Genomic DNA, 25383 nt, shown 5'->3' with positions numbered 1-25383 from the left:
ATAAAAAATTTAAAAAAATTTTAAAAAAAAATCATATTGTTCTAAAAAAATAATATTCAAGAAGGATGAAAATAATGAATAAATCACAATTAATAGACATTGTTTCAAAAAAATCTTTTATTTCTAAAATAAAAGCAAAAGATATATTAGACTTAATATTATCTGAAATTACAAAATCTCTAAAAAAAGAAGAAAACGTACAATTAGTTGGATTTGGAACATTCAAAATTAACAAACGATCAGCACGTACAGGTAGAAATCCAAAAACAGGACAAGAAATACAAATATTAGCAACCAAAGTTCCTTCTTTTATTTCTGGAAAAACTCTAAAAGAAGCAGTTAAATAAAAATTTTTATACTAGTAGGGAAAACACATTAATCCCTACTGACTCAAGTAATCATGAACAAAATTTATTATATACCAAATCCTTATAATTTAATATAAAATATTTTTATATAAATTAATCTAAAATCTTTTAAATAGTTATTATCAATAAATAAAAAATATGAAAATAAAAAATGCATTAATCAGCGTATTTGATAAATCAAAAATACTGAAATTAGCTAAAATTTTAACACAAAATAAAATAAAAATTTTATCAACCAAAGGAACAAGAAAACTTTTAAAAAAAAACAAGATACCTTGTTCAAAAATATCCGATTATACAAAATGTAAAGAAATGTTTCATGGAAAAATAAAAACTTTACATCCAAAAATATATTCAGGAATACTAAGTCACCCAATATTAGACTCTCGAATAATAAAAAAAAAAAAAATTCTTTCTATTAATTTAGTAATAGTAAATTTTTATCCGTTTCAAAAAAAAAAATATACAAAATATATAGATATAGGAGGACCCTCTCTAATTAGAGCAGCAGCAAAAAATTATAAAAATGTCATTGTTATTACAGATATTCAAGACTATAAATATATTATAGAAAAAATTTTAAAGAAAAAAAAAATTTCTAAAAAATCCAAACTAAAATTAGCTATGAAAGCATTTAAATATTCTGCAAAATATGAAAAAAAAATATATCACACTTTTAAAAAAAAATATGATTTAATAAATAAAAAAAAAATATTTCCGAAAAAAATTAAAATTATTTTAAAAAAAAAAAAAAATTTAATTTACGGAGAAAATCCTCATCAAAAATCAGCGCTATATATAGACAATAATTTTAAAAAAACAGATCAAATATTTAAAAAAATTCAAGGAAAAAAACTTTCATATAATAACATTATAGATGCAAATATTGCATTAGAATGTGTGACACAATTTAATAAACCTTCATGTGTAATAATTAAACATGGTACTCCATGTGGTGCTTCCACAAAAAAAAATCTTTTACAAGCATATAATCATGCTTATTTATGCGATCCTGAATCTGCTTTTGGCGGAATAATTGCATTTAATAAAAAATTAAAATCAAAAATAGTACAAAAAATTATACAAAATCAATTTGTAGAAATAATTATTGCACCAAAAATTTCTATTAATTCACAAAAATTTCTACAAAAAAAAAAAAATATTAAAATATTAATTACAAATAATAAAAAAATAAATTTCTATAAACAATTCGATATTAAAACCATCAATAATCAATTTTTAATACAAGAAAAAGACTATGATAATTTTAAATTCAATAAAGAAAATATAGTAAGTCAAAAAAAACCAACTAAATTAGAAATTAAAGATGCGATTTTTGGATGGAAAATAGCGAAATTTGTAAAATCTAATGGTATAGTTTATGTATATAAAAAATCTACTATTGCAATTGGTACAGGACAAACTAGTAGAATTTTCTCTATAAAAAATGCAAATATAAAAATGCATGAAAATAATATACATAAAAAAAATATTACAATGGCTTCAGACGCATTTTTTCCATTTACAGACAATATTCAAGAAGCAAAAAAAAACAACATATCATGTATTATTCAACCAGGAGGATCTATCAAAGATAAAGAAATAATTAATGCAGTAAACCATGAAAATATATCCATGATCTTTACTCATATTCGACATTTTAAACATTAAAAATTTTTTTATAAAAATATTTAATAAAATTCAAAAAAATTTAACGAAAAAATTATTCTTGATAAATATGTCATATTTAAAAAAATATATTGATATCAAAAATATATATTATAAAAATTTTAGCAAAGATTACTTTGCTAAAATTTATTAATTAATATTTTTGTAACAAACGAACTTTTTTTGTTGCATTAACTAAATTTTTTAAAGATTCTTTTACTTCTTTCCAAGATCGAGTTTTTAATCCACAATCTGGATTTATCCATAATCTTTTTGATGAAATTAATTTTATAGATTTTTTAATTAGTTGAATAAAATTTTCTTGAGTTGGTATATTTGGAGAATGAATATCATAAAATCCTGGACCAATACTATTAGGATATTGAAAATTTTTAAAAAATCTCAGTATTTCCATTTTAGATCTTGCATTTTCAATCGTGATCACATCTGCATCTAAATTTACTATTGCATCCATAATATCATTAAATTCACAATAACACATATGAGTATGTATTTGAGTAGTATCTTTAACTGAAGAAACACTCAATTTAAATGCATTCACTGCCCAATTTAAATATTTTTCTTTTTCAAAATTTCTTAATGGCAAGCCTTCTCTAAGAGCAGGTTCATCTACTTGTATAATGTTAATATCATTTTTTTCTAACTCAAATATTTCTTCTCGTAATGCTAATGCAATTTGTTTAGCTATTAATTTACGAGAAATATCCTCTCTAGGAAATGACCATAACAATATTGTAACTGGTCCAGTTAACATTCCTTTGACTGGTTTTTTAGTTAAAGATTGTGCATATTTAATCCAAGACACAGTAATTGACTTGATATAAGAAATATCATGCGATATTATTGGAGGCTTCACACATCTAGATCCATAACTCTGTACCCAACCATAATCTGTAAATACAAAACCATCTAAATTTTCAGCAAAATATTCAACCATATCATTACGTTCAGGTTCACCATGGACTAAAACATCAAGATCTAAACTCTCTTGAATTTTAATATTTTCTTTAATAATTTTAAAAATTTTTTCTTCGTATAATTTTTTATGCAAAATTTTCTTTTTAAATTTTGCTCTTAACAATCTCAATTCTTCTGTTTGAGGAAAAGACCCAATAGTAGTAGTCGGTAAAATTGGTAAATGAAATTTCTTTTGTTGTTTTTCATATCGTATATCATAATGACTTTTTCTTTGATAATCTTTGTTTGAAATATTAGATAATTTATTACGAATATCTTTATTTTTAATTTTATTGAAATAAATTCTTGAACGCAAAGGTAAAATCCAAGATTCTAATAAACTCTTATCATTTGTATTTAAAGAATCACTTAATAAAAATAATTCATAACATTTTTGCACAGCAAAAGAAAGGTAATTTTTTACTATAGGATTTAAATTTTCTTCTTGATCTAAATCAAGAGGCACATGCAATAAAGAACAAGATGTACCAATCCAAATTTTCTTACGATATTTTTTAAAATTATTAATCAAATTAAAATATTTAACAAGATCACTTTTCCAAATATTTCTTCCATTAATAACTCCCAATGATAAAACTATTTTTGAAGATAATTTTTGATGAATTTTTTCTAAATTATAATTTCCATAAATTAAATCTATATGTAAACCATCAATTGGGATCGAATCAATAATATCAAAATTATGCTCAATACTTCCAAAATAAGTAGTTAATAATATTTTTAAATTACTTTTTAAAAATTGATAACTATATAAAAATTTTTTTTTTAATTGATCAGATAAATCTAATGCTAAAATCGGTTCATCTATCTGTATCCAACTAATTTTTTTTTTTGAAATAGATTGTAAGATTTTTTTATAAATAGGTAAAATTTTTGGAAGTAAATCAAAACGATCAAATTTTTCGTTATTAGATTTTCCTAAAAAAAGATAAGACATAGGACCTAAAATGATAGGTTTAATATCTCGATTATAAATTTTTGCTTCGTCTATCTCATCTAATATTTGTTTCCATATGAAATGAAATGAACTATTCTCACTAAATTCAGGAACAATATAATGATAATTTGTATTAAACCATTTTGTCATTTCAGAAGGAAAAGTAGGTTTTCGATCAACAGAAACTCCTCTAGCAATATGAAATAATGTATCTAAATCTATTTTTTTATTATTTAAAAATCTCTCTGGAATATTTCCTAACATCATACTTGTAGTTAATACATGGTCATACCATGAAAAATCTCCGACTGACAAAAATTGTAAACCCATTTTTTTTTGAATCATCCAATTTTTTTTTCTTATATTGAATCCAATCTTTTTTAATTCAGATTTTGAAATTTTTTTCTTCCAATAATCTTCTTGAGCAAATTTTAACTCTCTTTTAAAACCTATTCTAGGAAAACCTAATATATGATTTACTATTTTCATGAAATTGTCTCTTCTTAAAAATTTTTTTAATATTTAATATAAAAAATTTATTACAAATAAAAAATAAATATTTTATATAAAAAATAGAATTTTTTTTAAGTTATTTATTATTTTCTATTGTTAAACGCAATTTTTTCATCGCATTCTTCTCTAATTGACGCACTCTTTCAGCAGAAATTCCATAAATCTTTGCTATATTTTGTAAAGTATTTTTTTTTTTACTTTTATCTAACCAACGTGAATAAATAATATCTCTACTACGCTTATCCAAACATGAAAGTGCTAAATTTAACTTATTTTTAGCATGCTTCTTCCAATTATCTTTTTCTATTCCATAAGTAAAATCAGATAATTTATCTTTTAAAAAAGGAATTGAAGATATATTTTTTGGATACTCTTTAGTATCATCATCCTCAGAGTAGTTATGAAAGAAAACATCTTTAGCAGACATACGTGATTCCATTTCAATAACATCTTTATTTTTAACTCCTAATTTTTGAGCTACATAAGTGATTTCTCTTTTGTTAAACCATCCCATTTTTTTTTTTGTTTTTCGTAAATTAAAAAAAAGTTTTCTTTGAGATTTAGTTGTAGCTACTTTGACAATTCTCCAATTTCTCAGAACATATTCATGAATTTCAGATTTAATCCAATGAATGGCAAAAGAAATTAACCGTACTCCTAAATAAGGATTAAATTTTTTTACAGATTTCATTAAGCCAATATTTCCTTCCTGGATTAGATCAGCTTGAGGTAACCCATATCCAGAATAATTTTTAGCAATATGTATTACAAAACGCAAATGTGATAAGATCAAAATCTTAGCAGATTCAAGATCACCATTTTTAAATAATTTTTTAGCTAGTTTTTTTTCATCACGAGCAGATAAAATAGGAAAACTATTGGAAGTCCTCATACAAGTGTTTAAAACATTTAAAAATTTTATTGATGAAAATTTCATTTTATCAATCATTGTTATTCCTACATTAACCCATGAATTTTAAAAAATTTTTATATAAAAAATCAGTTAAAAAATTTTATAAAATAATGATAGTAAAATATATAAAAAAATTTAATTATAGATAATTACATAAATAATTTTATAAAAAAAAAATTATTTATATATTTATAATTATTTATTAATATAGCATAATTTATCATAGTTAAAATTTGAATATTGAATGAACAAAATCCTTACTATCAAAAAAATGAATATCATGAATATATTCTCCTGAAGTAACATATCTAATAGGAATAGAAAATTTATCAGATATAGATAAAACAATTCCTCCTCTTGCTGTTCCATCAAGTTTTGTTAAAACTAATCCAGTAATTCCTAAAAATTTATTAAATTCTTTTACTTGAATTAAAGCATTTTGTCCAGTACAAGAATCAATAGTTAAAAGAATTTCTGTAGGACCAACTCCATTAATTTTTTTGATAACTTGTATAATTTTTTTTATTTCATTCATTAAATTAACTTTTGTTTGTAATCTACCTGCTGTATCAATAATTAATACATCAAATTTTTTAGAAATAGATTTTTGAACAGCATCATATACAACAGAAGCTGGATCAGATCCAATTTTTTTAAAAATAACAGGTATATTATTATTTTCACATAAATTTTTTACTTGCTCAATTGCAGCTACTCTAAAAGTATCTGCTGCTGCAACAAGAACTTTTTTATTTAAATTTTTATATAATTTGGATAGCTTAACAGCAGTTGTTGTTTTTCCTGATCCATTTACTCCCACTAAGATAATAATCGTAGGTTTAATTTTAGAATCTAAAAAAAGTAATTTAGGATTTTTTTGCAGAATATTTATAATCTCTTTTTTTATAAATTTAAACACTAATTTTGTATTCTTTAATTCTTCTGCACTTAAATTATTTTTTATATTATTAAAAATTTTTTGTATAGTTTCTATATTAACATCTACAGAAATTAATTTTTCTTCTAATTTTTTAAAAAAAGATGAATCAATTTTTTTAGAAAAAAAAATATTTTTAAAAACAGAATGTAAACTTTCTTTTGTCTTTAGAAATTTTTTTTGTAAAAAATTTATAAATCGATTACCTGAAAGAGAACTTTCTTCTTTTTTTTTTAAATATTTAAGACAATGATTATTGACAGAATTTTTTTCTTCAGAAGGAGGTTTTTTTTTTTTAAAAAAATTTATTTTATTTATAAATGAAAAAAAAGAATTTTTATTATCTTTAGACATAAAGAAATAACCTTTTAAAAATTTTTATATAATATTATTATAAGTAATAAAATCTTTCCATAAAACATGAATTATAAAAAAATGAATAAAAAAAAAAAATTTAAAAAAAATACTTTAAAAATTATTGGTGGAAAACTTAAAAGACAGAAAATAAATATTATTCATTCTAAAAATCTTAGACCTACAAAAAATTTTATTCGAGAAACTTTATTTAATTGGTTAAACAAATATATTCAAAATTCAATATGTTTAGATTGTTTCGCAGGAAGCGGAATATTAGGAATAGAATCTATATCAAGATATGCAAAATTAGTAACATCACTTGAAATTAATAAAAAAATTTTTTTTAAAATGTATAAGAATTTAAAAAAATTAAATATCCATGAAATCAACATAATTAATATAAATGCTTTACAATGGTTAAAAAAAAAAGAAAACACTTATGATATAATTTTTCTAGATCCTCCTTATAATTGTCTTCAATTATTACAAAAAACTATATTTTTATTAGAAAAAAATAAATATACTAAAAAAAATACAATTATTTACATTGAAAAAAAAATTTCTAAACAAAAAATTGAAATTCCTAAAACTTGGATTTTAAAAAAAAGTAAAAAACAAAAAAAAATAGAATATAAAATCTATTTAAAAAAATAATTAATCTTTAACAATCAAAATATAAAAAAATTTAATCTTTATGACATTAAAATTTAATCATAAAAAATTAAATTAAAAATTCGGATTTTACTTATGAAAAATAACATTAAATTAATTAAACGTATACAATCTATTATACCCTCTCATATTAAACCTAAATTCACAAACGAAAAAGATTTATTAACATGGAATCAAAAAAAAGGTTTTCTATCTTCAAGATCTATTTTAATAAGAAATAAAGCGATTAAAATACAAAAAACTTTAGAAAAATCTGGAATTAAAGAATTATATCTAAATTGTTCTTTTGAAAATTATAAAGTTTTTCATTCTGGACAAGAGAAAGTATTAAGTTCTGCTAAAAAATATGTAAAAAATTTTAATAATGAATTATCAAATTTTATTTTTTCAGGAAAACCAGGAACAGGAAAAAACCACTTAGCTGCAGCAATAGGAAATTATTTAATTTTACACGGGAAAAAAATATTAATCATTACAATTGCAGATCTTATGTCAAAAATAAAAAAAACATTCCAGAAAAATAACAATTTTACTGAAGAACATTTTATTAATAAAACAAGTAAAGTAGATCTATTAATTATTGATGAAATTGGAATTCAAAAAGAATCTAATTATGAAAAAATTATCATTCATCAAATTATAGATAGACGTTCAGCTTCTAAAAAATCAACTGGAATTTTATCAAATTTAAATTATAACAGTTTATATAAATTATTAGGAGAAAGAATTTTAGATCGCATGAAATTAGGAAAAAGCTTATGGTTAAATTTTAATTGGAATAGTTATCGAGCAAATGTGTCTGCTAAAAAATTACAAGTATAATTTTTTTTTAAAAAAATTATTTTATTCGAGAAATATACTTACATGTTCTTGTATCCACTTTTATATAATCATTGACTTTAATAAAATAAGGAACTTTAATTGAAACACCAGTTTTTAAAATAGCTGTTTTTAAACTATTATTAATAGAATTCTTTTTAAGTACAGGTGTAGTTTGAACAACTTTTAAACTAATAAAATTACTCACAATTACTGAAATAACCTTCTTATTCCAAATTGTTAAACGACATTTACATTGCGGAACTAACCAAAAACGTTTTGTATTAATAATTTTTTTTAATACAGCAATCTCTTCAAAAGTTTTTTGATCTAAAAAATACCAAAAAAAATTATCATTATACAAATATAATGCATTAATTTCTGTAATATTTGCTTTTTTTAAACGTTCAGTAGATTTAAATGTTAATTCTACCGTTTTCCCAGATAAAAAACTTTTAAATTTCACACGAGTAAAAGCTTGACCTTTCCCAGGTTTTACAAAAAAACTACTTTTAATAATACATGGTTCTTTTAAAATAATAACTTTCAATCCAGGTTTTAATGAATGTATCGAATAATCATTTGCCATATTTTTGTAATAAATTAATTAATGTAAAAGTTTTATCTAAAAAAATATTTTCCCTTAATATAAAAAAATTAAGGGAAAAAATAAATTAAAATATTTTAAATGTGTTTAATTTATATATTTTAAAAAATTAATTACATCATTCCACCCATTCCACCCATTCCACCAGAAGCTGGAGAAGGCATTTCAGAAGATTTATCTTCTTTAGGAGAATCTGTAACCATACATTCAGTTGTAATCATTAATCCTGCAACAGAAGCAGCATATTGAAGTGCAGATCTAGTCACTTTTGTCGGATCTAAAATTCCAAAAGTAATCATATCACCATATTCATCAGTTGCAGCATTATATCCATAATTTCCTTTTCCATCTTTAACGTTGTTTGTTACAACAGATGGTTCTTCACCAGAATTTTCCACTATTTGACGTAAAGGAGCTTCCATAGACCTTAAAGCAACACGTATTCCAACATTTTGATCTTCATTTTGACCAAGAATATTTGAAATTTTAGCTGCTACACGAACTAAAGCTACTCCACCTCCAGCAACCACTCCTTCCTCTACAGCAGCACGAGTTGCATGTAAAGCATCTTCTACACGTGCTTTTTTTTCTTTCATTTCTACTTCTGTAGCCGCTCCAACTTTTAATACTGCAACACCACCAGAAAGCTTTGCTAATCTTTCATTTAACTTTTCTTTATCATAATCAGAAGTTGATTCATGAATTTGTTGGCGAATTTGAGAAATACGTCTTTGTATATCTGCTTTTTTTCCTAAACCACTAATTATTGTTGTTGAATCTTTAGTAATAACTACTCTTTTAGCTTGACCTAAATCTTCTAATGTTGACTTTTCTAATTCCATAGCTAGTTCTTCAGAAATTACAGTTCCTGCAGTTAAAATAGAAATGTCTTGCAACATATCTTTACGACGATCACCAAAACCTGGAGCTTTCACTGCGGCAATTTTTACAATTCCACGCATAGAATTAACTACTAAAGTAGCTAAAGCTTCGCCTTCTAAATCTTCAGAAATAATTAATAAAGGCTTACCAGATTTTGCAATAGCTTCTAAAATAGGTAAAAGTTCACGAACATTGGATATCTTTTTATCAGCTAAAAGTATATAAGGATTTTCTAACTCTACAATCCCAGTTTCAGGTTTATTAATAAAATAAGGAGATAAATATCCTCTGTCAAATTGCATTCCTTTAACAACTTCTAATTCATCTTCTAACCCTGTTCCTTCTTCTACAGTAATTACTCCATCGTTCCCTACTTTATCCATAGCTTCTGCAATTAATGCTCCAACATTTTCATCTGCATTCGCAGAAATTGTTCCAACTTGAGTAATAGCTTTTGAATTAGAACACGGAACAGATAATTTTTTTAATTCTTGTACAGCTTTAATAACAGCTTTGTCAATTCCTCTTTTTAAATCCATTGGATTCATTCCTGCAGCCACTGCTTTCAAACCTTCATTCACGATAGACTGAGCTAATAAAGTTGCAGTAGTTGTACCATCACCTGCTACATCATTTGCTTTAGAAGCTACTTCCTTAACCATTTGAGCACCCATATTTTCAAACTTATCTTCTAATTCAATTTCTCTAGCTACAGAAACTCCATCTTTTGTAATACTTGGTGCGCCAAAAGATTTATCTAAAACAACATTTCTTCCTTTTGGTCCTAAAGTCACTTTTACTGCATCTGCTAATATATTTACTCCGCGAAGCATTTTAGTACGCGCTTCATTTCCAAATTTTACATCTTTAGCTGCCATATTATATTTCCTCAAATAATTTTTTAATAAAAAAAAATATTATTTTTCAATAACTGCTAAAATATCACTTTCTGTTAAAATTAATACTTCTTCATCATCAATTTTTTCTGTTTTTGCTCCATAACCTTCATTAAAAATTACAAGATCATTGACTTTAACATCTAATTTTTTTATTTTTCCGTTATCTAAAACTCTTCCATTTCCCACTGCTACAACTTTACCTCTATTAGATTTATTAGCTGCTGAACCTGTTAAAACAATTCCCCCCGCAGATTTTGATTCAACCTCTTCGCGTTTAATAAGAACACGATCATGTAAAGGGCGTATTTTCATTACCTGAGATCTCCTTGAAAATATTTTGAAATTTTTTTAAATATTTGAATACAATCATTTTAAATAAAATCATCTATTCTATAAATAGATATATGGACTATTAATCTCACTTTCAAGGTTTTAAAATAAAAATAAGAAAAATTTTGAAAATTGTTCAAATAAAAAAATATTGACAAGTTATAATAATTAATGCTTTACTATACATAAAAGCCCGAATAGCTCAGTTGGTAGAGCAGGGGACTGAAAATCCCCGTGTCGGTGGTTCAATTCCGCCTTCGGGCATATTTTTTGATAAAAAATATATAAAAAAAAATATTTTTCAAAAAAAAAAAAAAAAAAAAAAAAAAAAAATTATTTTCCTATACAAAAACGAGAAAAAATTTTATTTAAAATATCATGAGAACAAACTTTTCCAATAATTTTATTTAATGAATTCTGAGAAATTTTTAAATATTCTGCTATGATTTCATAATTTTGATGTTCTTTCCATTCTTTTTTACATAATATTAATTCTTCTTTAGCTTTGTATATTTCTTCTAAGTGTCTTTGTCTTGCTAAAAAATTACTTTCTCCAAAAAAACTATTATTATATTTTTTTAAAATTTTTCTAAAAAATAAATAAAAATTTTTTAATCCCATTTTTTTTTTTACTGATATATAAAAACAATTTATATCTTTAAAAATAAAAGACGTAGGAGAAATATTTTTTAAATCAATTTTATTAAAAAGTAAAATAATATTTATTGAACGAGGAACATTTTTAAAATAATATAAAAACTTTTTTAGTTGAGACTTCTTCTCTTTAGTGCTATCTATTAAAAATAATACAATATCTGAAGACGAAATTTCTTTTTTAGCAAGAGATATTCCAATTTTTTCTACTTTATCTTGAGCTCTCCTTAGACCTGCAGTATCAGTTAAATCTATTAAGAATTTATCAAAATAAATTTTATTATTAATTAAATCTCTCGTTGTTCCTTTAATATTAGTTACAATAGAAGATTTTTTACATGATAAAAGATTAAACAAACTAGATTTTCCAGCATTTGGAAAACCAGCAATAATAACTTTAATTCCTTCTTTAATAATTTTTCTTTTTTCTACTACAAATAATAAATTATCTAAATCATGAATAATGCTCTGAATATTTTGTAAAAATTTTTTTTGAAAATTCACATTGATATCTTCTTCTGAAAAATCTAACTGCGATTCTACCATTACTCGAACATTAATAACTTTTTGAATAATTTTATTAATTTTATCTGAAAAAAAACCACTTAAAGATTTTAAAGCAGCTTTAACTGAAGCTTCAGAACTTGCATTAATTAAATCAGCAACTGCTTCGGCTTGTATTAAATCTATTTTATTATTTAAAAAAGCTCTTTCAGAAAACTCCCCTGGACGCGAAATACGTATACCTGGTATTTTTAAAATTCTTTTTATTAATAAGTTTGCTATAAAATTATTTCCATGACCTTGTAATTCAAGAACATCTTCCCCTGTATAAGAATGAGGAGAAGGAAACCATATTCCAATTCCTTGATCTAATATTTCTTTATGATTAATATCAAAAAATTTTAAATAACTAGCATATCTTGGTTTTAAAATTTTTCCTAAAACCTCTAAAGATACTTTATAAGCTTTATTTCCAGAAATTCTTAGTATATAGACTCCAGCATTTCCTTGAGGAGTCACCTGTGCTATTATTGTATCAAACATAAATTTTTAATCATTTTTAAATAAAAATTTTATTTATTTTAAAAAATATTATTAATTTTTTAAATTATATGAATCATAAACGTATTTTTGTTGAATCATACTAAAGATATTACTAATAATGTAATATAAAACTAATCCAGAAGGAAACCATAAAAAAAATGCTGCAAAAATTCCTGGTAAAAAGAACATAAATTTCTCATGTAAATTTCCTGAACAAATTTCTTTAAAAGTTTTTTGAGATGAAATTTTTTGCATCATAATCATAGTAATTCCCATGATAATCGGAAGTATAAAAAACGGATCATAACTGGAAAGATCATTAATCCAAAAAATAAAAGGTGCATTCTTTAATTCCTTTGCATCAGTTAAAGTATAATAAAATGCTAAAAAAATTGGCATTTGCATAACTAATGACAACAACCCAGAAAAAGGATAGACATCATTTTTTTTATATACTTCTAAAATTTTTTTACTCATTTTTATCTGATCATTTGTATATTTTTCCTTTAAATGATCTATTTTAGGCTGTAAATTTTTCAAACGAACTATAGATAAATATTGAGATTTTGTTATAGGATACATACATAAACGTATTAATATTGTCATCAAGATTATAGAAAAACCCCAATTTCCAACAATTCTATTAATAAATTTTAATATCTCAAAAAATGGTTCAGATAAAAACCACCAAAAACCGGAATTTGTAGTAGGATCTAAATCTTTATTAAACGCGTGTATTTCTCTTGGAATATTATTCCATGACTTAAAAAAAATAAAAGAACTTGTTGAAGATTCTTTACATAAAAATTGTAAATTACAATATTTTTGTACAAAAAAATTTAAAGAAAAATGTGGAAGAAAAAAAATTTTTTTTTCAGTTATTTTTTTCGTAAAACTACTAAATATAGTAGCCTCAAAATTTTGAATTGAAATATAAAATATATTTTTTTTTAATAATTGTATTTTGTTTATAATATTTAAGCTTTGTGTTCCACTATCATGTAAAAAAAATTTTATTTTTTTAATTAAATTCAATATATTAAAATTTTTATATAAAATTTTTTTTAAAAAGAAAGAGAAAAAACCGCTAAAAACATTTTTTAAACTATTTTTTTTTTCTAATCTCTCAACATAACTCGTGAAAAAAACATCATGTTTTTGTTTTGTTAATAAACAATCTTTTTTATTTTCCTTGAAATACTTTAAAATTCCACATTGTAAAAAAATAAAATTTTTATTTCTCTTTTGAAATAAATATTTTTTTTCTTTAATAAAATTTTTTAAAAAAAAAAAACTTTTTTCACTATTAATATGTTTTTTAAATAAAAAATTGTGTAAATTATGTCCATATTTTAAAAAAATTTTCAAACATCTAAAATTTTGTAAACCTTGTATTTTATTTTTATATAAATGCAATAATTTATTACTTTGTATACTATTCTTAATTATTAAATTAGAAAAATTTTTTTCTGAAAAAAAAAATTTTTTGAAAACTAAATCTATTTTCTGAAATTTTTTTTGACTATGTTTTTTATCTTTAAAAATCTTTTCAATTGAATTTTTATGAAAATAATTTTTAATATTTTCAGAACAATTTTTTGCCCATAAATTCCATAAAAAAAAAGAAATCATTAAAAAAGAAAAAATAAAAAAATTACGTCTATAAGTCATGTGTTTTCTCTTTGATTTTGTAAATTTTTTGTTAATAAATAATAATGTAATAATATTTTTTCAATAAAAATAACTATACTAATGTGTTTGAAATTAAAAATTTTATTTAAATTAATCTAAAATATATAAAAATAAATTTTTTGATATAAAATAAACTATTTTCTTTTTTTTAAAAAATACTTAAACCACAGAAACTCTAATTTTTTTAAAAAAATTTTATTAGTTTGAGAAAACTGTTTTTTAATACAAACAACAAAATCCATTCGAAAAAATTTTTCCTTATTCATCCTAAAAAATTCTCTAATAATTCTTTTTAAATAATTTCTTTTATAAGATTTCTTGATATTTTTTTTTGAAATAGAAATACCCAATCTTGAATATTTACGATCATTCTTATGACCAAAAATCAATATTTCTTGAAAACGAACTACATAAGAATTACGAAAAACATTTTTATACTGATTTTTATTTAATAATCTAAATTTTTTTTTAAAAGAAAATTGTTTCACAATAAACTTATTTTTTAATTATTTTACCTAGAAGAAATTGTTAAAAAAGATCGAGATTTCGCTCTTCTACGAGACAAAATATGACGACCATTCTTAGTAGACATTCTTGCTCTAAAACCATGAACACGATTTCTCTTCAAAATTGACGGTTGAAAAGTTCTTTTCATAATATATATCCAAAAATAAATAAATTTTTATTAAAAAATATTTACTAAATTTTTATTTTAAACAAAACTATTTTTTCAAAGTTTCATTAAAAAAACTAGAAAAAACCAAAAAACAATTTTAATTTTATTAAATATAATAACATTATATAATATTCTTTATTAAAATTTCTAAAAATATAAAAAATTTTTAATGTAATATTTTTTTAAAAGTCATACAATTCACATTTATTATTGTGGAGAAATAAAATGTTTCTTTTAAAATGGAAAAAAATCATAAATTATTTTAAAAAAAAACTTTCAATTAGTGAATTTACTATTTGGATTCAACCTCTCAAACCAAAAATAAAAAAAAAAAAATTTTTTTTATATGTTCCTAATAATTTTTTTTTACATTGGATTAAAGAAAAATATTTAAACACAATAAAAATATTAATTAATAAATATTTTCATATAAAAAAAATCAATTTAAAATTAATTAAAAATAAAAAAAATTTACAAAAATCTAAAAATCTTTTAACAAAGAAAAAATCTAAAAATATTTTAGAAAAATATAAATTTAAAAATTTTATTATTGGGAAATCGAACCAACTTGCATACAAATTATCTTATAGAATCGCCAATAATCCAGGAAATTTTTATAATCCTTTTTTTTTATATGGTAAAACAGGATTAGGAAAAACTCATTTATCATATGCTATAAAAAATTTTTTAGAAAAAAAAAAACATAAAAAAATAATATATATTCAATCTGAACATTTTGTACAAAAAATGGTGAAATCATTAAAAAATAACTCTATTGAAAAATTTAAAAAATACTATCGTTCAGCAAATGTTTTAATTATAGAAGATATTCAATTTTTTTCTCATAAAAAAAGAACACAAGAAGAATTCTTACATACTATGAATGATCTCATGACAAAAAATAAACAAATTATTATAACTTCTAATTGTTATCCAACTAAAATAAAAGGAATAAATGAAAGATTAAAAGCAAAATTAGATTGCGGATTAAGTATACGTCTCAATACTCCTAAAAAAAATACAAGAATTGATATTTTAGTTAAAAAATCTTATGAAAAAAAAATTTATTTATCAAAAAAAAATATCAATTTTATTGCAGAAAATCTGAAATCTAATTTTCATGAAATTGAAGGTACTTTAAATAAAATTCAAGCATATTTTTTATTTCATAAATATAAAAATATTACTACAAAAACTATTAAAAAAATACTTAAAGATTTTTTAAAAACAAAAAAAAAAAAAATTACTATTGAAAAAATACAAAAAATAGTTGCAAAACATTATAATATCAAATTATCCGAACTTTTATCTATCAAAAGAAATAAATCTATTATCATCCCAAGACAAATAGCTATCAGTTTATCTAAAAAATTAACTACACATAGTTTACAAGAAATTGGGAATTTTTTTAATAAAAAAACACATACAACCATTTTATATACATGTAAAAAAATAAATAAATTATATAAAAACAATAAAACAATTAAAAAAAACTACAATTATTTATTAAAAAAAATATATTTATAAAAATTATGAAATTTATTATTGAAAAAAAAAATTTTCTTATTCCATTACAAAAAATTAGTTCGTTATTAATCAGAAATAATCCTAATGAAATTTTAGGAAATATTTTAATTGAAATAGATCAAAAAAATATTTTTCTTACAAGTACTAACACAGAAATTGAACTAATGTATAAAATTTCCAATAATTATAGCTGTATTCCAGGAAAAATAACTGTTTCGGGAAGAAAAATATTAGAAATATTTAGAATAATTTCTGAAAAATCATTAATTTATGTTAAATTAATTAAAAAAAAATTATATCTTTCTTCTCAAAAAAGCAAATTTTGTTTACTAACTATTTCCGCAAAAAAATTTCCATATTTTAAAAAAAAAAAATATAAAAGAAAATTTTATATAAAACAAAAAACTTTAAAAAATATGTTAGAATATATTTATTTTTCAATGTCTTCACAAGATATTAGACCATATTTAAATGGAATTTTTATTGAATTTAAAAAAAAATATATAAAATCTATTGCAACTAATGGACATAGAATGGCAATATTTAAAAAAAAAAATACTAAAAAATATCCAAAATTTTCCATTATTTTACCTAGAAAATCAGTTATAGAACTCTTGAAAATAATAAATCATGAAAAAATTTTAGTAAAAATTTTATATGATAAAAACTATATTCAATTCCACATTAATAATATTATTTTTACTTCAAAATTAATAAATAATAATTTTCCAAACTTAGATCACATCTTAATTAAAGAAAAAAAATACCAAATTAAAATTAATGTTAAAAAACTAAAAAAATCTTTATCACATGTATCTATTCTTGTGCATGAACAGTCAAAAGGAATTTATTTAAAATTAAAAAAAAATCAATGTAAAATCACTTCACATAATCAAGAAGAAAAATCAGAATATACATTTAATATTGAATATAAATATCCTCAGACACTAAAATTATCTCTCAATATAAATTACTTACTAGATGTTCTAAACGTTTTAAAATGTGATTTTATTACATTTATTCTAGATGAAAAAATTCAATACTTACAAATTGAAGTTCCAAATAAACCAGAATTAAAATATATAATTTTACCTTTATACCTATAATTTAGATAAAAAATTCAACAATTAAAGTTCAAATATAAAAATATATGAATTTTACAAAAAGAGAAAAAATGAAAAACACTTACAATTCATCTAACATAAAAATATTAAAAGGTTTAGAAGCAGTTAAAAGACGTCCAGGAATGTACATAGGAGATACAGATGACGGAACTGGACTTCATCATATGGTATTTGAAGTAGTCGACAATTCAATAGATGAAGCATTAGCTGGACATTGTAATAAAATAATTGTTTCCATTCACACAGATGATTCTATTTCAGTCAAAGATAATGGAAGAGGAATTCCAATAGATATACATCCAGAAGAAGGAATACCTGCTTCAGAAGTTATTATGACTATGTTACATGCAGGAGGTAAATTTGATGATTATTCATATAAAATTTCAGGAGGATTACATGGCGTTGGAATCTCTGTTGTAAATGCATTGTCTGAAAAATTAATATTAACTATATATAGAAATAAAAAAATATATCAACAAACATATTCTAATGGAAAAAAAATAAATGAATTATCCATTATTGGAAAAAGTAAAAATACAGGAACAAAAATACGATTTTGGCCGAATAAAAAAATTTTTAAAAATATAAAAAAATTTAAACATTCTATTATTTCAGAAAGATTAAAAGAATTATCTTTTCTAAATCCAAATATTTCTATTTATCTTTTAAATAACATAAAAAAAAAAAAAAAAAAATATTATCATCACGGAGGCATAAAAGAATTTATTTCATATATTAATAAAAAAAATAAATTTATTCATCCAAAAACATTTTATTTTATTGCAAAGAAAAAAGATATTTTAATAGAAATTGCTATGCAATGGAACAATTCACTAAAAGAAAACATCTTATGTTATACAAATAACATTCCACAAAAAGAAGGGGGAAGTCATTTATCAGGATTTAAATCTTCATTAACAAGAACAATTAACAATTATATAGATAAAGAATTATCACATAGAAGAAATAAAGTAAACATTATTGGTGATGATGTTAGAGAAGGATTAATAGCTATTGTTTCTGTCAAAATTAACGATCCAAAATTTTCATCGCAAACCAAAGAAAAACTAGTATCTTCTGAAGTAAAACCTATTATTGAATCATTAATACATGAAAATTTAATCAATTTTCTGTTAGAAAACCCATCTGATACAAAAATAATTGTCAATAAAATTCTGGAATCAGCAACTACAAGAGAAGCAGCGAGAAAAGCAAGAGAAATTACAAAAAAAAAAAGCGCATTAGAATTATCTGGATTGCCAGGAAAATTAGCAGATTGTCAAGAAAAAAATCCAATCTTATCAGAAATATATTTAGTTGAAGGAGACTCAGCTGGAGGATCCGCAAAACAAGGACGAAATAGAAAAAACCAAGCTATCTTACCATTAAAAGGTAAAATTTTAAATGTAGAAAAATCTACTTTTGAAAAAATGCTTTCTTCGCAAGAAGTAACCTCAATCATTACAGCGTTAGGATGTGGAATTGGAGATAAAAATTATGATTTAAAAAAACTGAGATATCATAGAATTATAATCATGACAGACGCAGATATTGATGGTTCTCATATAAGAACTTTACTATTAACTTTTTTTTATAGATATATGCCTGAAATTATTGAAAAAGGATATATATATATTGCTCAACCCCCTTTATATAAAATAAAATATGGAAGAAAAGAAAAATATACAAAAAATTATTTTTCAATGAAAAAATACCAAATAAAAATTGCATTAAAAAACATTCAAATAACAAATATTAAAAAAAAAAATCAGAAAAGTTATTTTAAAAAATTTCATCAAATGATTTTAAATTATATAAAATTAAAAAAAAAAATAAAAAAAAAATATCCTTATTTATTTAAAAAAATTTTTGATAAACTTATTGAACAAAAAAAAATTAAAAATATTAATAATAAAGAAAAAATAAAAAAATGGACTGAAAATTTAATTTTAAAACTAAATTCTAAAACAAACAATACTCAGTATTCGTTTAAAATAAAAAAGAAGAAAGAGAAAAAAAAATTTTATATATACATATATATAAAAATGTATGGAAATCTACAACGCTATATTTTAAAAAAAAATTTTTTTTACAGTTCTACATATCATACAATCTCAATAATTTATGATAGACTAAAATATTTCATCAATAAAAAATTATATGTAAAAATTCAAGAAAAAAAAAAAAAAATCAAATCTCTAAAAAAAATTTTAGCATGGATTATGAAAAATTCTAAAAAAACTACAATACAACGCTATAAAGGATTAGGAGAAATGAATCCAACACAACTATGGAAAACTACTATGAATCCTGAAACACGCAGAATGTTAAAAGTAAAAATTTCAGATGCAATGTATGCAAACAAACTATTTAGTATTCTTATGGGAGATTCTGTAGAGCCTAGAAAAAAATTTATCCAAAAAAATTCTTTAAAAGCTGAAAATGTAGATTTTTAAAATTTTTTTTATATTTTCTTTCTTTTTACAATCCAAGAATATAAAATGTGTGTATAAATAATTAGCGGCAAAATATAACAAAGAAATATCGCCGCTAAAATAAAAAAGACTTTCCATATAATTGACTTATAAAAAAAATTATTTTTTTCATTTTTTATATAAATTTTTTTTATTTTTTTTCTTTTTTTTTTTTTCATCTAAATATTTAATATTTATAAAATAATCAGATATTAAATTTACAAATTCTTGTTGAACGTCTAAAATTTCCTATGAAATATAAAAATATTCTGAATTTTTACTTTTCATTACTATCTTTAAAGGACTAGAATTAAAAGTTAATAACTGAGAATTCTTAGAATATACGCTAAAATTTCCTGTTTCCTCCTTGAAATTAATATATTTAATATCTCTATAAGGTGATATACTTTTATTCATACTCGTGATATTTAATTAAAAGGATATATAAAAAACCTAAGTATTTTTTTATTTTTCATATTTTCTTTAAATTTTTTTATTACTTCTTTTACCGATCCAACAATATAAAAAAATTTTCTGGTATATCATCAGGCTCTCAAAATAATATATTCTTAAATCTAGTAATAGTATCTTTTACACTGACATATTTTCAAGTAGACCCAGTAAATATTACCGCTACAAAAAAGGTGAAGATAAAAATTTTTGTATTTTTTCCTTGCTTGAAAAACTAATAATTGATCATTTTCAGATCATACATCTATTCCCGGTATTGAAATAATATCTTTGAACTCATCATATTTTTGCAAAACACATTAAATATTTCAAGTAACATTATAATAATTTTTTCCTATCATTTCTAGATTTAAATGATTACTATTGGAATTTAAAAGATTAATTACAGGATAAATCTCTAGAGAAGAAATTTTTCGATTTTAAGTAATAATTGCATCTAAATGAGAAAAAGTTACGATAGGAGCAGGATCAGGATAAAATCATCAGCAGGAAAATAAATATTTGATTAAAGTAATTGAATCATTTTTCGTAGAAGTGTACAATACGTTCCTGTAATAATTCCCATCTCTTCTGATAAAGTTGTTTAATACCTGACTATAAAAAGGATTTTTCCTAATAAAGAAGAAATTTCTATTCCTTCTAAAATATAACAATATATCATCTATATAATAGATAAAACATCTTTTTCCTTCTTCCTGAAATTTTTTAGCTAAAGTTAATCCAATAAATTCTACTCTAAATCTGTTTTCTTGTGGGTTTATTCATTTGAAAATAAACTAAAGTCACTTTATTCAAAACTTTAGAATCTTTCATTTCATTGTAAAAATAATAACCTTTTCTTACGCGTTCTTCGACTCCTGTAAAAACAGAATATCAAGAATGTTTAATAGAAAAAATTTCTTATCAGTTCCATCATATTTACAATTTTTTCAACACCTACTCCTCTAAATAATCCAATTTTACTTCCTTTGAAAAAATGACAAATTAAATCAATAACTTTAATTCCAGTTTCTAAAATAACACGAGAATTAGATTATTCCTGATAAGAAGTAGGAGATCGATATATTTCCTAAAATTCCTTTTCTGAAATATTTTTTTATTAAAAATAGAATCTTTATTTTATCTATTGACTTACATAAAAAATTAATAATCTTTCCTAAAGTACACTTTACAATAGGAACTTTTATAGCATGTTTTAAATTTTTCACTAACATTCCTCTCTTTCATCCATCTGAAGAACTCATAGAAATTATACAAACTAAATTAGAACTTAAATGTTTTTGAACTTTGCAAATTAGAGAATTTTTTTTACCTTTAAAATATGATAAATTTTAAATACATTTCCTTGAAAAAAATTTATATTAATTAAAGATCCAATAATTTGAATAATCTTTCCCAAAGATATCACTTTTCAAACTCAATATATTTTTTAATCCATTAATACAGAAGATGTTTAAGAAAGTATTTCAGTTAATTTCTGAATAATATTATCTTGATGTGTGTATTATAAATATTACTTTCAATTAGAACTATTTTCTATAGAATTTTTCATAGATATTATACGACAAGAATATTCAGCGATTAAATTTTCTAGAACGCTATAATAAATTTTTTTTACAAAAAATCTATTTAAAAGATTTTCATACAATGAATTAGAATTAAATTCATAAATATAATCCTAAAATATTTTTAATAAATTTTATTTTTTACAGACTTGGATTGGAACAATCTCTTCAACTATAGGATGTAGATTTAATTAATCATTATATTTATTATAAAAAAAATTTTATCAATTTTTCTTTTTTTATAATTTTAAAAAATTTTATCTAAGAAATTTTTTACTTCATAAAAAGTAAAATTTTTATAAAAATTTAGATTATATTTTTGAAGATATTTTTCAAATTTTCTATCAAAATAGATTCCTTTTTTTTAAGTATGATGACTTCAAAAGAAAATTTTTTTAAAATAAAAAATTTTTTAAATGCAAAAAAATTTTTTATCAAATTAGTTTTTAAACTACCAAAAAAACCTTTACTAGAAAGAATTAGAATAAAAATTATTTTTTTATTTTTTTATTTTTTCAAAAAAATAAACTGTTCTGAAATAAATAAATGTCTATACTATTTTTGTTTTAATAATTCAATAATTTTCTTTCTAAGATTTAATTGATTTTGAGCATTTTTATCTAAATCTAAAGAAAATTTAGAAAATGCTTCTAATTCTTAATATTGAGATAAAAAAGATTTAATTCAAGTGGAAAGTTTTTTAATGATTGCTTTTTAAGAAGCACTACTACATGAGAAACAGATATTCTTAAATTAACAGAAGTGCGTATATCTGAATCAAAAAGATAAAATTCTAAAAATATTTATCCATCTGTAATAGAAATAATATTGTAGGAATAAAATCAGAAACATCTCCTAACTACGTTTCAATAATCGATAAAAAAATGAAAACTACAATTTTTTTTATATTTTTTTTACTATAATGAGATAAATATTTTAAATTAACTTTAGAAGATCTCTCTCATAAATCTCGCATGTAAATAAAATATATCTCTCCAGGATATGATTTCACGTCCTGGTGGATCGATCTTTTAAATAAAAGAGAAATTTTGTCTATACGATATTTCATTTTTAGATAAATAATTATAAACAATTAAAACATTTTCTCCTTGATTTCTAAAATATTCTCTTATTGAATCATCCAGAATACAAGAGAGAAATACTCTGAAAAGAAACTGAATCAGATGCAGAAGCAGAAACAATAACTGTATTTTCAAAAACATCATGATAATTTAATTTTCGAGAAATATCTAAAATAACTGATATTTTTTATTCAATAGAAAAGTAAATACATTTACACCAAAATTTTTTTTGATCATTAATATTATTAATTAGCAAAAGAAGTTTTTTCCAGTTTTTTTATCACAAATAATCAATTCTCTCTAACCTTTTCCGATTAGAATCATTGAATCAATGGATAAATATCCAAGTTTGAAAGAGGTTCATTAATTTTTTCTCGATTAATAACTATAGGTACGTTATTTTTTATAGAATAATATCAATCATTTATAATTGAACCCCTTTGGCCATCACAATAGGAATGTCTAAAGAATTAACTTTACGCCCTGAAAAATATTACCGAAAGGAATTATTTCTAAAAGAGATCTAGTGCACACCTTTTTGCAATTATTCCTTCTTAGAATATCTTCAAAATCACCTAAAATAATCATTCTCCTACAAGATCTTTTTCTAAGTTGAAAGCAATATGGAATATTTTCTATTAGGGAATAAAAATAATTTCTTTTTACATAAAATTCTTTAAACAATAAATGTTAATAATTCCATCGATGACAGAAATAATTTTACCTTCACTATAATATTCGTGTATTAATTTTGAAATCTAAAATTCTATCTTCAATTATTTTACTAATTTCTATAAAATTGATCTGAATCATGCTTTCTCTTTATATTTTCTAAAAAATTTTTAAATCATATTTAATAAAATAATCAATAACAAATCAATTCACTAAAATAACTATTTTACTAATTAAATTTCTATCTAAAAAACATTTTAAATAATTTTTTTTCAAAAATATTTTTCTAAAAAATGAATTATTTTACTTTTTTAATCATCATAAATTTTATGAGAAAATTTTAAAATCACTTCAATAATGTTTGCATAATTATTTTTTTTTTAAATTTATATTCTTGATAAATTTTTGAAATTAAAAAAATTTTTTCTTTTCAGATAAAATTTTTAATAAATTCTTTTCAGAATAACTTATTTTAAAATCATGTAAAAAAATTTCAAAAAAAATATATGCTTTATGAAAGAATGAAAATACTCAAAACAAATAAATGTCATATTTTTATTGTGAATAATTAAAGATAATAAATTCAAAAATTTTTTCAATTTATTAATTCTTCTTTCTCTTATCGCAATATTAAAAATAGATTTAGAGAAATTTAAGAAGAAGAATTTTTTTAAAAAATATTTAAAAACTTGTAAAATCTAAAATAAATTTTTTAATACTTTGATCAAAATGTTTTTTTTTTGTTTTTGGAATTTTTTTTTTTTTGATTTTTTGTTTTAAAATTTCTTTAAAAATTTTCATATCTAGAAAAACAGAATTTTTTTTAATATCATTTTATTTTTTCATTTTCAGAATAAATAGTTCTGATTTCATTGAATTAAATATTTTTTTTAAAATAACGCTTTTTCTTTTGAGAATTCTTAATAATAAAATCTTTTTTTTAATGCGTTATCTATAATTTATTAGAGATTTTTTTTTTCAGAATGAATTTTTTTAAAAGATTTTTTCTTTTTATTTTTAAATTTTTCTTTCTCTTCTTCTAATAAAAGCATGGAATCACGAACTATTTTTGTCTTTTTAAAATTACTTTTATAAGAGATGCTCAAATAAATTTCATGTAAAAAAAAAACAGAAAAGAAAACGTTCGTTAAAAAAGAGTTATATTAATATTTATAAATTTAAATTCCTTCAAGACTAACTCTATATAAAAAGTTTTCTGCTAATAAAATTTTTTAAGAAATTCCAAAAAGCATATAAAAACCTAATCCAACAGTAATCATAGGAATTAAATCAACTAAACCCATAATAATAAAAAACTGAGTTCTTAAAAAAGAAATAGAATCTGGTTGTCTCGCTGCTCCTTCTAAAAATTTTCCTCCTAATATTCCAATCCCTACAGCTGCTCCAATAGAACCTAAACCAATTAAAATTGCAGCTGCTAAATAAATAAAACTTACATCTATATTATGATTCATATAAAAAATCTCCAAAAAAAAAA

20 protein-coding genes, 1 tRNA gene and 2 pseudogenes are annotated in these 25383 nt (G+C 21.5%); 8 read left to right on the top strand and 15 right to left on the bottom strand.

Annotated elements, in window-relative coordinates:
* Nucleotides 1-74 precede the first annotated feature (74 nt).
* Nucleotides 75-347 (top strand): HU family DNA-binding protein, encoded by a 273-nt coding sequence (locus AB4W52_RS00120; protein WP_367675506.1) that lies wholly within the window; start codon nt 75-77, stop codon nt 345-347.
* Between the two features lie 159 nt (nt 348-506).
* A complete protein-coding gene (purH, locus tag AB4W52_RS00115) occupies nt 507-2039 on the top strand; it encodes a bifunctional phosphoribosylaminoimidazolecarboxamide formyltransferase/IMP cyclohydrolase (RefSeq protein ID WP_367675336.1) in 1533 nt (510 codons plus the stop codon).
* 151 nt (nt 2040-2190) lie between these two features.
* On the opposite strand, the gene metE is transcribed toward purH, so the two are convergent.
* The 3 genes from metE to ftsY form a co-directional block, all read right to left on the bottom strand.
* Nucleotides 2191-4461 carry a 5-methyltetrahydropteroyltriglutamate--homocysteine S-methyltransferase gene (gene metE, locus AB4W52_RS00110; RefSeq protein ID WP_367675335.1) on the bottom strand — a complete coding sequence of 757 codons (2271 nt, stop codon included), beginning with the start codon at nt 4459-4461 and terminating at the stop codon, nt 2191-2193.
* 100 nt (nt 4462-4561) lie between these two features.
* Nucleotides 4562-5434 carry an RNA polymerase sigma factor RpoH gene (gene rpoH / locus AB4W52_RS00105; protein WP_367675334.1) on the bottom strand — a complete coding sequence of 291 codons (873 nt, stop codon included), beginning with the start codon at nt 5432-5434 and terminating at the stop codon, nt 4562-4564.
* Nucleotides 5435-5624: 190 nt separating this feature from the next.
* Nucleotides 5625-6689, bottom strand: coding sequence for a signal recognition particle-docking protein FtsY (ftsY, locus tag AB4W52_RS00100; protein ID WP_367675333.1), 1065 nt, complete (start codon nt 6687-6689; stop codon nt 5625-5627).
* Nucleotides 6690-6770: 81 nt separating this feature from the next.
* Here ftsY and rsmD point away from each other — a divergent pair, with 81 nt between their 5' ends.
* Together rsmD and dnaC are read left to right on the top strand one after the other, a co-directional pair.
* Nucleotides 6771-7346, top strand: a complete 576-nt coding sequence (gene rsmD, locus AB4W52_RS00095) for a 16S rRNA (guanine(966)-N(2))-methyltransferase RsmD (protein WP_367675332.1) — start codon at nt 6771-6773, stop codon at nt 7344-7346.
* A 93-nt stretch (nt 7347-7439) separates the two neighbouring features.
* On the top strand, nt 7440-8186 hold the full coding sequence (gene dnaC / locus AB4W52_RS00090) for a DNA replication protein DnaC (protein WP_367675331.1): 747 nt from the start codon (nt 7440-7442) through the stop codon (nt 8184-8186).
* Nucleotides 8187-8202: 16 nt separating this feature from the next.
* Here the strand turns inward: dnaC and efp are convergent, their stop codons facing one another.
* From efp to AB4W52_RS00075, 3 genes are all read right to left on the bottom strand, one after another.
* Complete coding sequence (gene efp / locus AB4W52_RS00085) at nt 8203-8772, bottom strand: elongation factor P (RefSeq protein ID WP_367675330.1); 570 nt, start codon at nt 8770-8772, stop codon at nt 8203-8205.
* 131 nt (nt 8773-8903) lie between these two features.
* Nucleotides 8904-10550, bottom strand: a complete 1647-nt coding sequence (gene groL, locus AB4W52_RS00080) for a chaperonin GroEL (RefSeq protein ID WP_367675329.1) — start codon at nt 10548-10550, stop codon at nt 8904-8906.
* Between the two features lie 39 nt (nt 10551-10589).
* Entirely contained in the window at nt 10590-10883 is a 294-nt protein-coding gene (locus AB4W52_RS00075; RefSeq protein WP_367675328.1) for a co-chaperone GroES, read from the bottom strand.
* A 209-nt stretch (nt 10884-11092) separates the two neighbouring features.
* Here AB4W52_RS00075 and AB4W52_RS00070 point away from each other — a divergent pair.
* A tRNA-Phe gene (locus tag AB4W52_RS00070) sits at nt 11093-11165 on the top strand.
* Nucleotides 11166-11234: 69 nt separating this feature from the next.
* Here the strand turns inward: AB4W52_RS00070 and mnmE are convergent.
* The 4 genes from mnmE to rpmH form a co-directional block, all read right to left on the bottom strand.
* Nucleotides 11235-12602, bottom strand: coding sequence for a tRNA uridine-5-carboxymethylaminomethyl(34) synthesis GTPase MnmE (mnmE, locus tag AB4W52_RS00065; protein ID WP_367675327.1), 1368 nt, complete (start codon nt 12600-12602; stop codon nt 11235-11237).
* A 51-nt stretch (nt 12603-12653) separates the two neighbouring features.
* Complete coding sequence (yidC, locus tag AB4W52_RS00060) at nt 12654-14273, bottom strand: membrane protein insertase YidC (RefSeq protein ID WP_367675326.1); 1620 nt, start codon at nt 14271-14273, stop codon at nt 12654-12656.
* Nucleotides 14274-14428: 155 nt separating this feature from the next.
* On the bottom strand, nt 14429-14782 hold the full coding sequence (gene rnpA / locus AB4W52_RS00055) for a ribonuclease P protein component (RefSeq protein ID WP_367675325.1): 354 nt from the start codon (nt 14780-14782) through the stop codon (nt 14429-14431).
* Between the two features lie 23 nt (nt 14783-14805).
* Nucleotides 14806-14949 carry a 50S ribosomal protein L34 gene (gene rpmH, locus AB4W52_RS00050; protein ID WP_367675324.1) on the bottom strand — a complete coding sequence of 48 codons (144 nt, stop codon included), beginning with the start codon at nt 14947-14949 and terminating at the stop codon, nt 14806-14808.
* Nucleotides 14950-15195: 246 nt separating this feature from the next.
* On the opposite strand from rpmH, the gene dnaA reads away from it, so the two are divergent.
* The 3 genes from dnaA to gyrB all read left to right on the top strand — a co-directional run bounded on the left by dnaA (nt 15196) and on the right by gyrB (nt 20077).
* A complete protein-coding gene (gene dnaA / locus AB4W52_RS00045; protein ID WP_367675323.1) occupies nt 15196-16497 on the top strand; it encodes a chromosomal replication initiator protein DnaA in 1302 nt (433 codons plus the stop codon).
* Nucleotides 16498-16502: 5 nt separating this feature from the next.
* Nucleotides 16503-17603 (top strand): DNA polymerase III subunit beta, encoded by a 1101-nt coding sequence (gene dnaN, locus AB4W52_RS00040; RefSeq protein ID WP_367675322.1) that lies wholly within the window; start codon nt 16503-16505, stop codon nt 17601-17603.
* 68 nt (nt 17604-17671) lie between these two features.
* Complete coding sequence (gene gyrB / locus AB4W52_RS00035) at nt 17672-20077, top strand: DNA topoisomerase (ATP-hydrolyzing) subunit B (RefSeq protein ID WP_367675321.1); 2406 nt, start codon at nt 17672-17674, stop codon at nt 20075-20077.
* Nucleotides 20078-20344: 267 nt separating this feature from the next.
* Here the strand turns inward: gyrB and AB4W52_RS00030 are convergent, their stop codons facing one another.
* From AB4W52_RS00030 to atpE, 5 genes and pseudogenes are all read right to left on the bottom strand, one after another.
* A complete protein-coding gene (locus AB4W52_RS00030; RefSeq protein ID WP_367675320.1) occupies nt 20345-20512 on the bottom strand; it encodes a hypothetical protein in 168 nt (55 codons plus the stop codon).
* An 11-nt stretch (nt 20513-20523) separates the two neighbouring features.
* Nucleotides 20524-21971: pseudogene (gene atpD, locus AB4W52_RS00025) on the bottom strand (F0F1 ATP synthase subunit beta).
* 715 nt (nt 21972-22686) lie between these two features.
* Nucleotides 22687-22776, bottom strand: a pseudogene (locus tag AB4W52_RS00020) (hypothetical protein); the annotation flags it as partial.
* A 2071-nt stretch (nt 22777-24847) separates the two neighbouring features.
* Nucleotides 24848-24991 (bottom strand): hypothetical protein, encoded by a 144-nt coding sequence (locus tag AB4W52_RS00015; protein ID WP_367675319.1) that lies wholly within the window; start codon nt 24989-24991, stop codon nt 24848-24850.
* 126 nt (nt 24992-25117) lie between these two features.
* The gene (atpE, locus tag AB4W52_RS00010; RefSeq protein WP_367675318.1) at nt 25118-25360 is read right to left on the bottom strand and encodes a F0F1 ATP synthase subunit C; all 243 of its coding nucleotides are present in this window, start codon (nt 25358-25360) and stop codon (nt 25118-25120) included.
* Nucleotides 25361-25383 lie beyond the last annotated feature (23 nt).

This window comes from Buchnera aphidicola (Chaetosiphella stipae setosa), assembly GCF_964059095.1.
Classification (GTDB): Bacteria; Pseudomonadota; Gammaproteobacteria; order Enterobacterales; family Enterobacteriaceae; genus Buchnera_J; species Buchnera_J aphidicola_BP.
This window is presented reverse-complemented; position numbering and strand designations above follow the sequence as displayed.

Bases quoted from the DNA above. Each gene is read 5' to 3' on its own strand.
- AB4W52_RS00120 (WP_367675506.1), top strand. From the start codon at position 75: ATGAATAAATCACAATTAATAGACATTGTTTCAAAAAAATCTTTTATT.
- purH (WP_367675336.1), top strand. From the start codon at position 507: ATGAAAATAAAAAATGCATTAATCAGCGTATTTGATAAATCAAAAATA.
- metE (WP_367675335.1), bottom strand. From the start codon at position 4,461: ATGAAAATAGTAAATCATATATTAGGTTTTCCTAGAATAGGTTTTAAA.
- rpoH (WP_367675334.1), bottom strand. From the start codon at position 5,434: ATGATTGATAAAATGAAATTTTCATCAATAAAATTTTTAAATGTTTTA.
- ftsY (WP_367675333.1), bottom strand. From the start codon at position 6,689: ATGTCTAAAGATAATAAAAATTCTTTTTTTTCATTTATAAATAAAATA.
- rsmD (WP_367675332.1), top strand. From the start codon at position 6,771: ATGAATAAAAAAAAAAAATTTAAAAAAAATACTTTAAAAATTATTGGT.
- dnaC (WP_367675331.1), top strand. From the start codon at position 7,440: ATGAAAAATAACATTAAATTAATTAAACGTATACAATCTATTATACCC.
- efp (WP_367675330.1), bottom strand. From the start codon at position 8,772: ATGGCAAATGATTATTCGATACATTCATTAAAACCTGGATTGAAAGTT.
- groL (WP_367675329.1), bottom strand. From the start codon at position 10,550: ATGGCAGCTAAAGATGTAAAATTTGGAAATGAAGCGCGTACTAAAATG.
- AB4W52_RS00075 (WP_367675328.1), bottom strand. From the start codon at position 10,883: ATGAAAATACGCCCTTTACATGATCGTGTTCTTATTAAACGCGAAGAG.
- mnmE (WP_367675327.1), bottom strand. From the start codon at position 12,602: ATGTTTGATACAATAATAGCACAGGTGACTCCTCAAGGAAATGCTGGA.
- yidC (WP_367675326.1), bottom strand. From the start codon at position 14,273: ATGACTTATAGACGTAATTTTTTTATTTTTTCTTTTTTAATGATTTCT.
- rpmH (WP_367675324.1), bottom strand. From the start codon at position 14,949: ATGAAAAGAACTTTTCAACCGTCAATTTTGAAGAGAAATCGTGTTCAT.
- dnaA (WP_367675323.1), top strand. From the start codon at position 15,196: ATGTTTCTTTTAAAATGGAAAAAAATCATAAATTATTTTAAAAAAAAA.
- dnaN (WP_367675322.1), top strand. From the start codon at position 16,503: ATGAAATTTATTATTGAAAAAAAAAATTTTCTTATTCCATTACAAAAA.
- gyrB (WP_367675321.1), top strand. From the start codon at position 17,672: ATGAAAAACACTTACAATTCATCTAACATAAAAATATTAAAAGGTTTA.
- AB4W52_RS00030 (WP_367675320.1), bottom strand. From the start codon at position 20,512: ATGAATAAAAGTATATCACCTTATAGAGATATTAAATATATTAATTTC.
- atpE (WP_367675318.1), bottom strand. From the start codon at position 25,360: ATGAATCATAATATAGATGTAAGTTTTATTTATTTAGCAGCTGCAATT.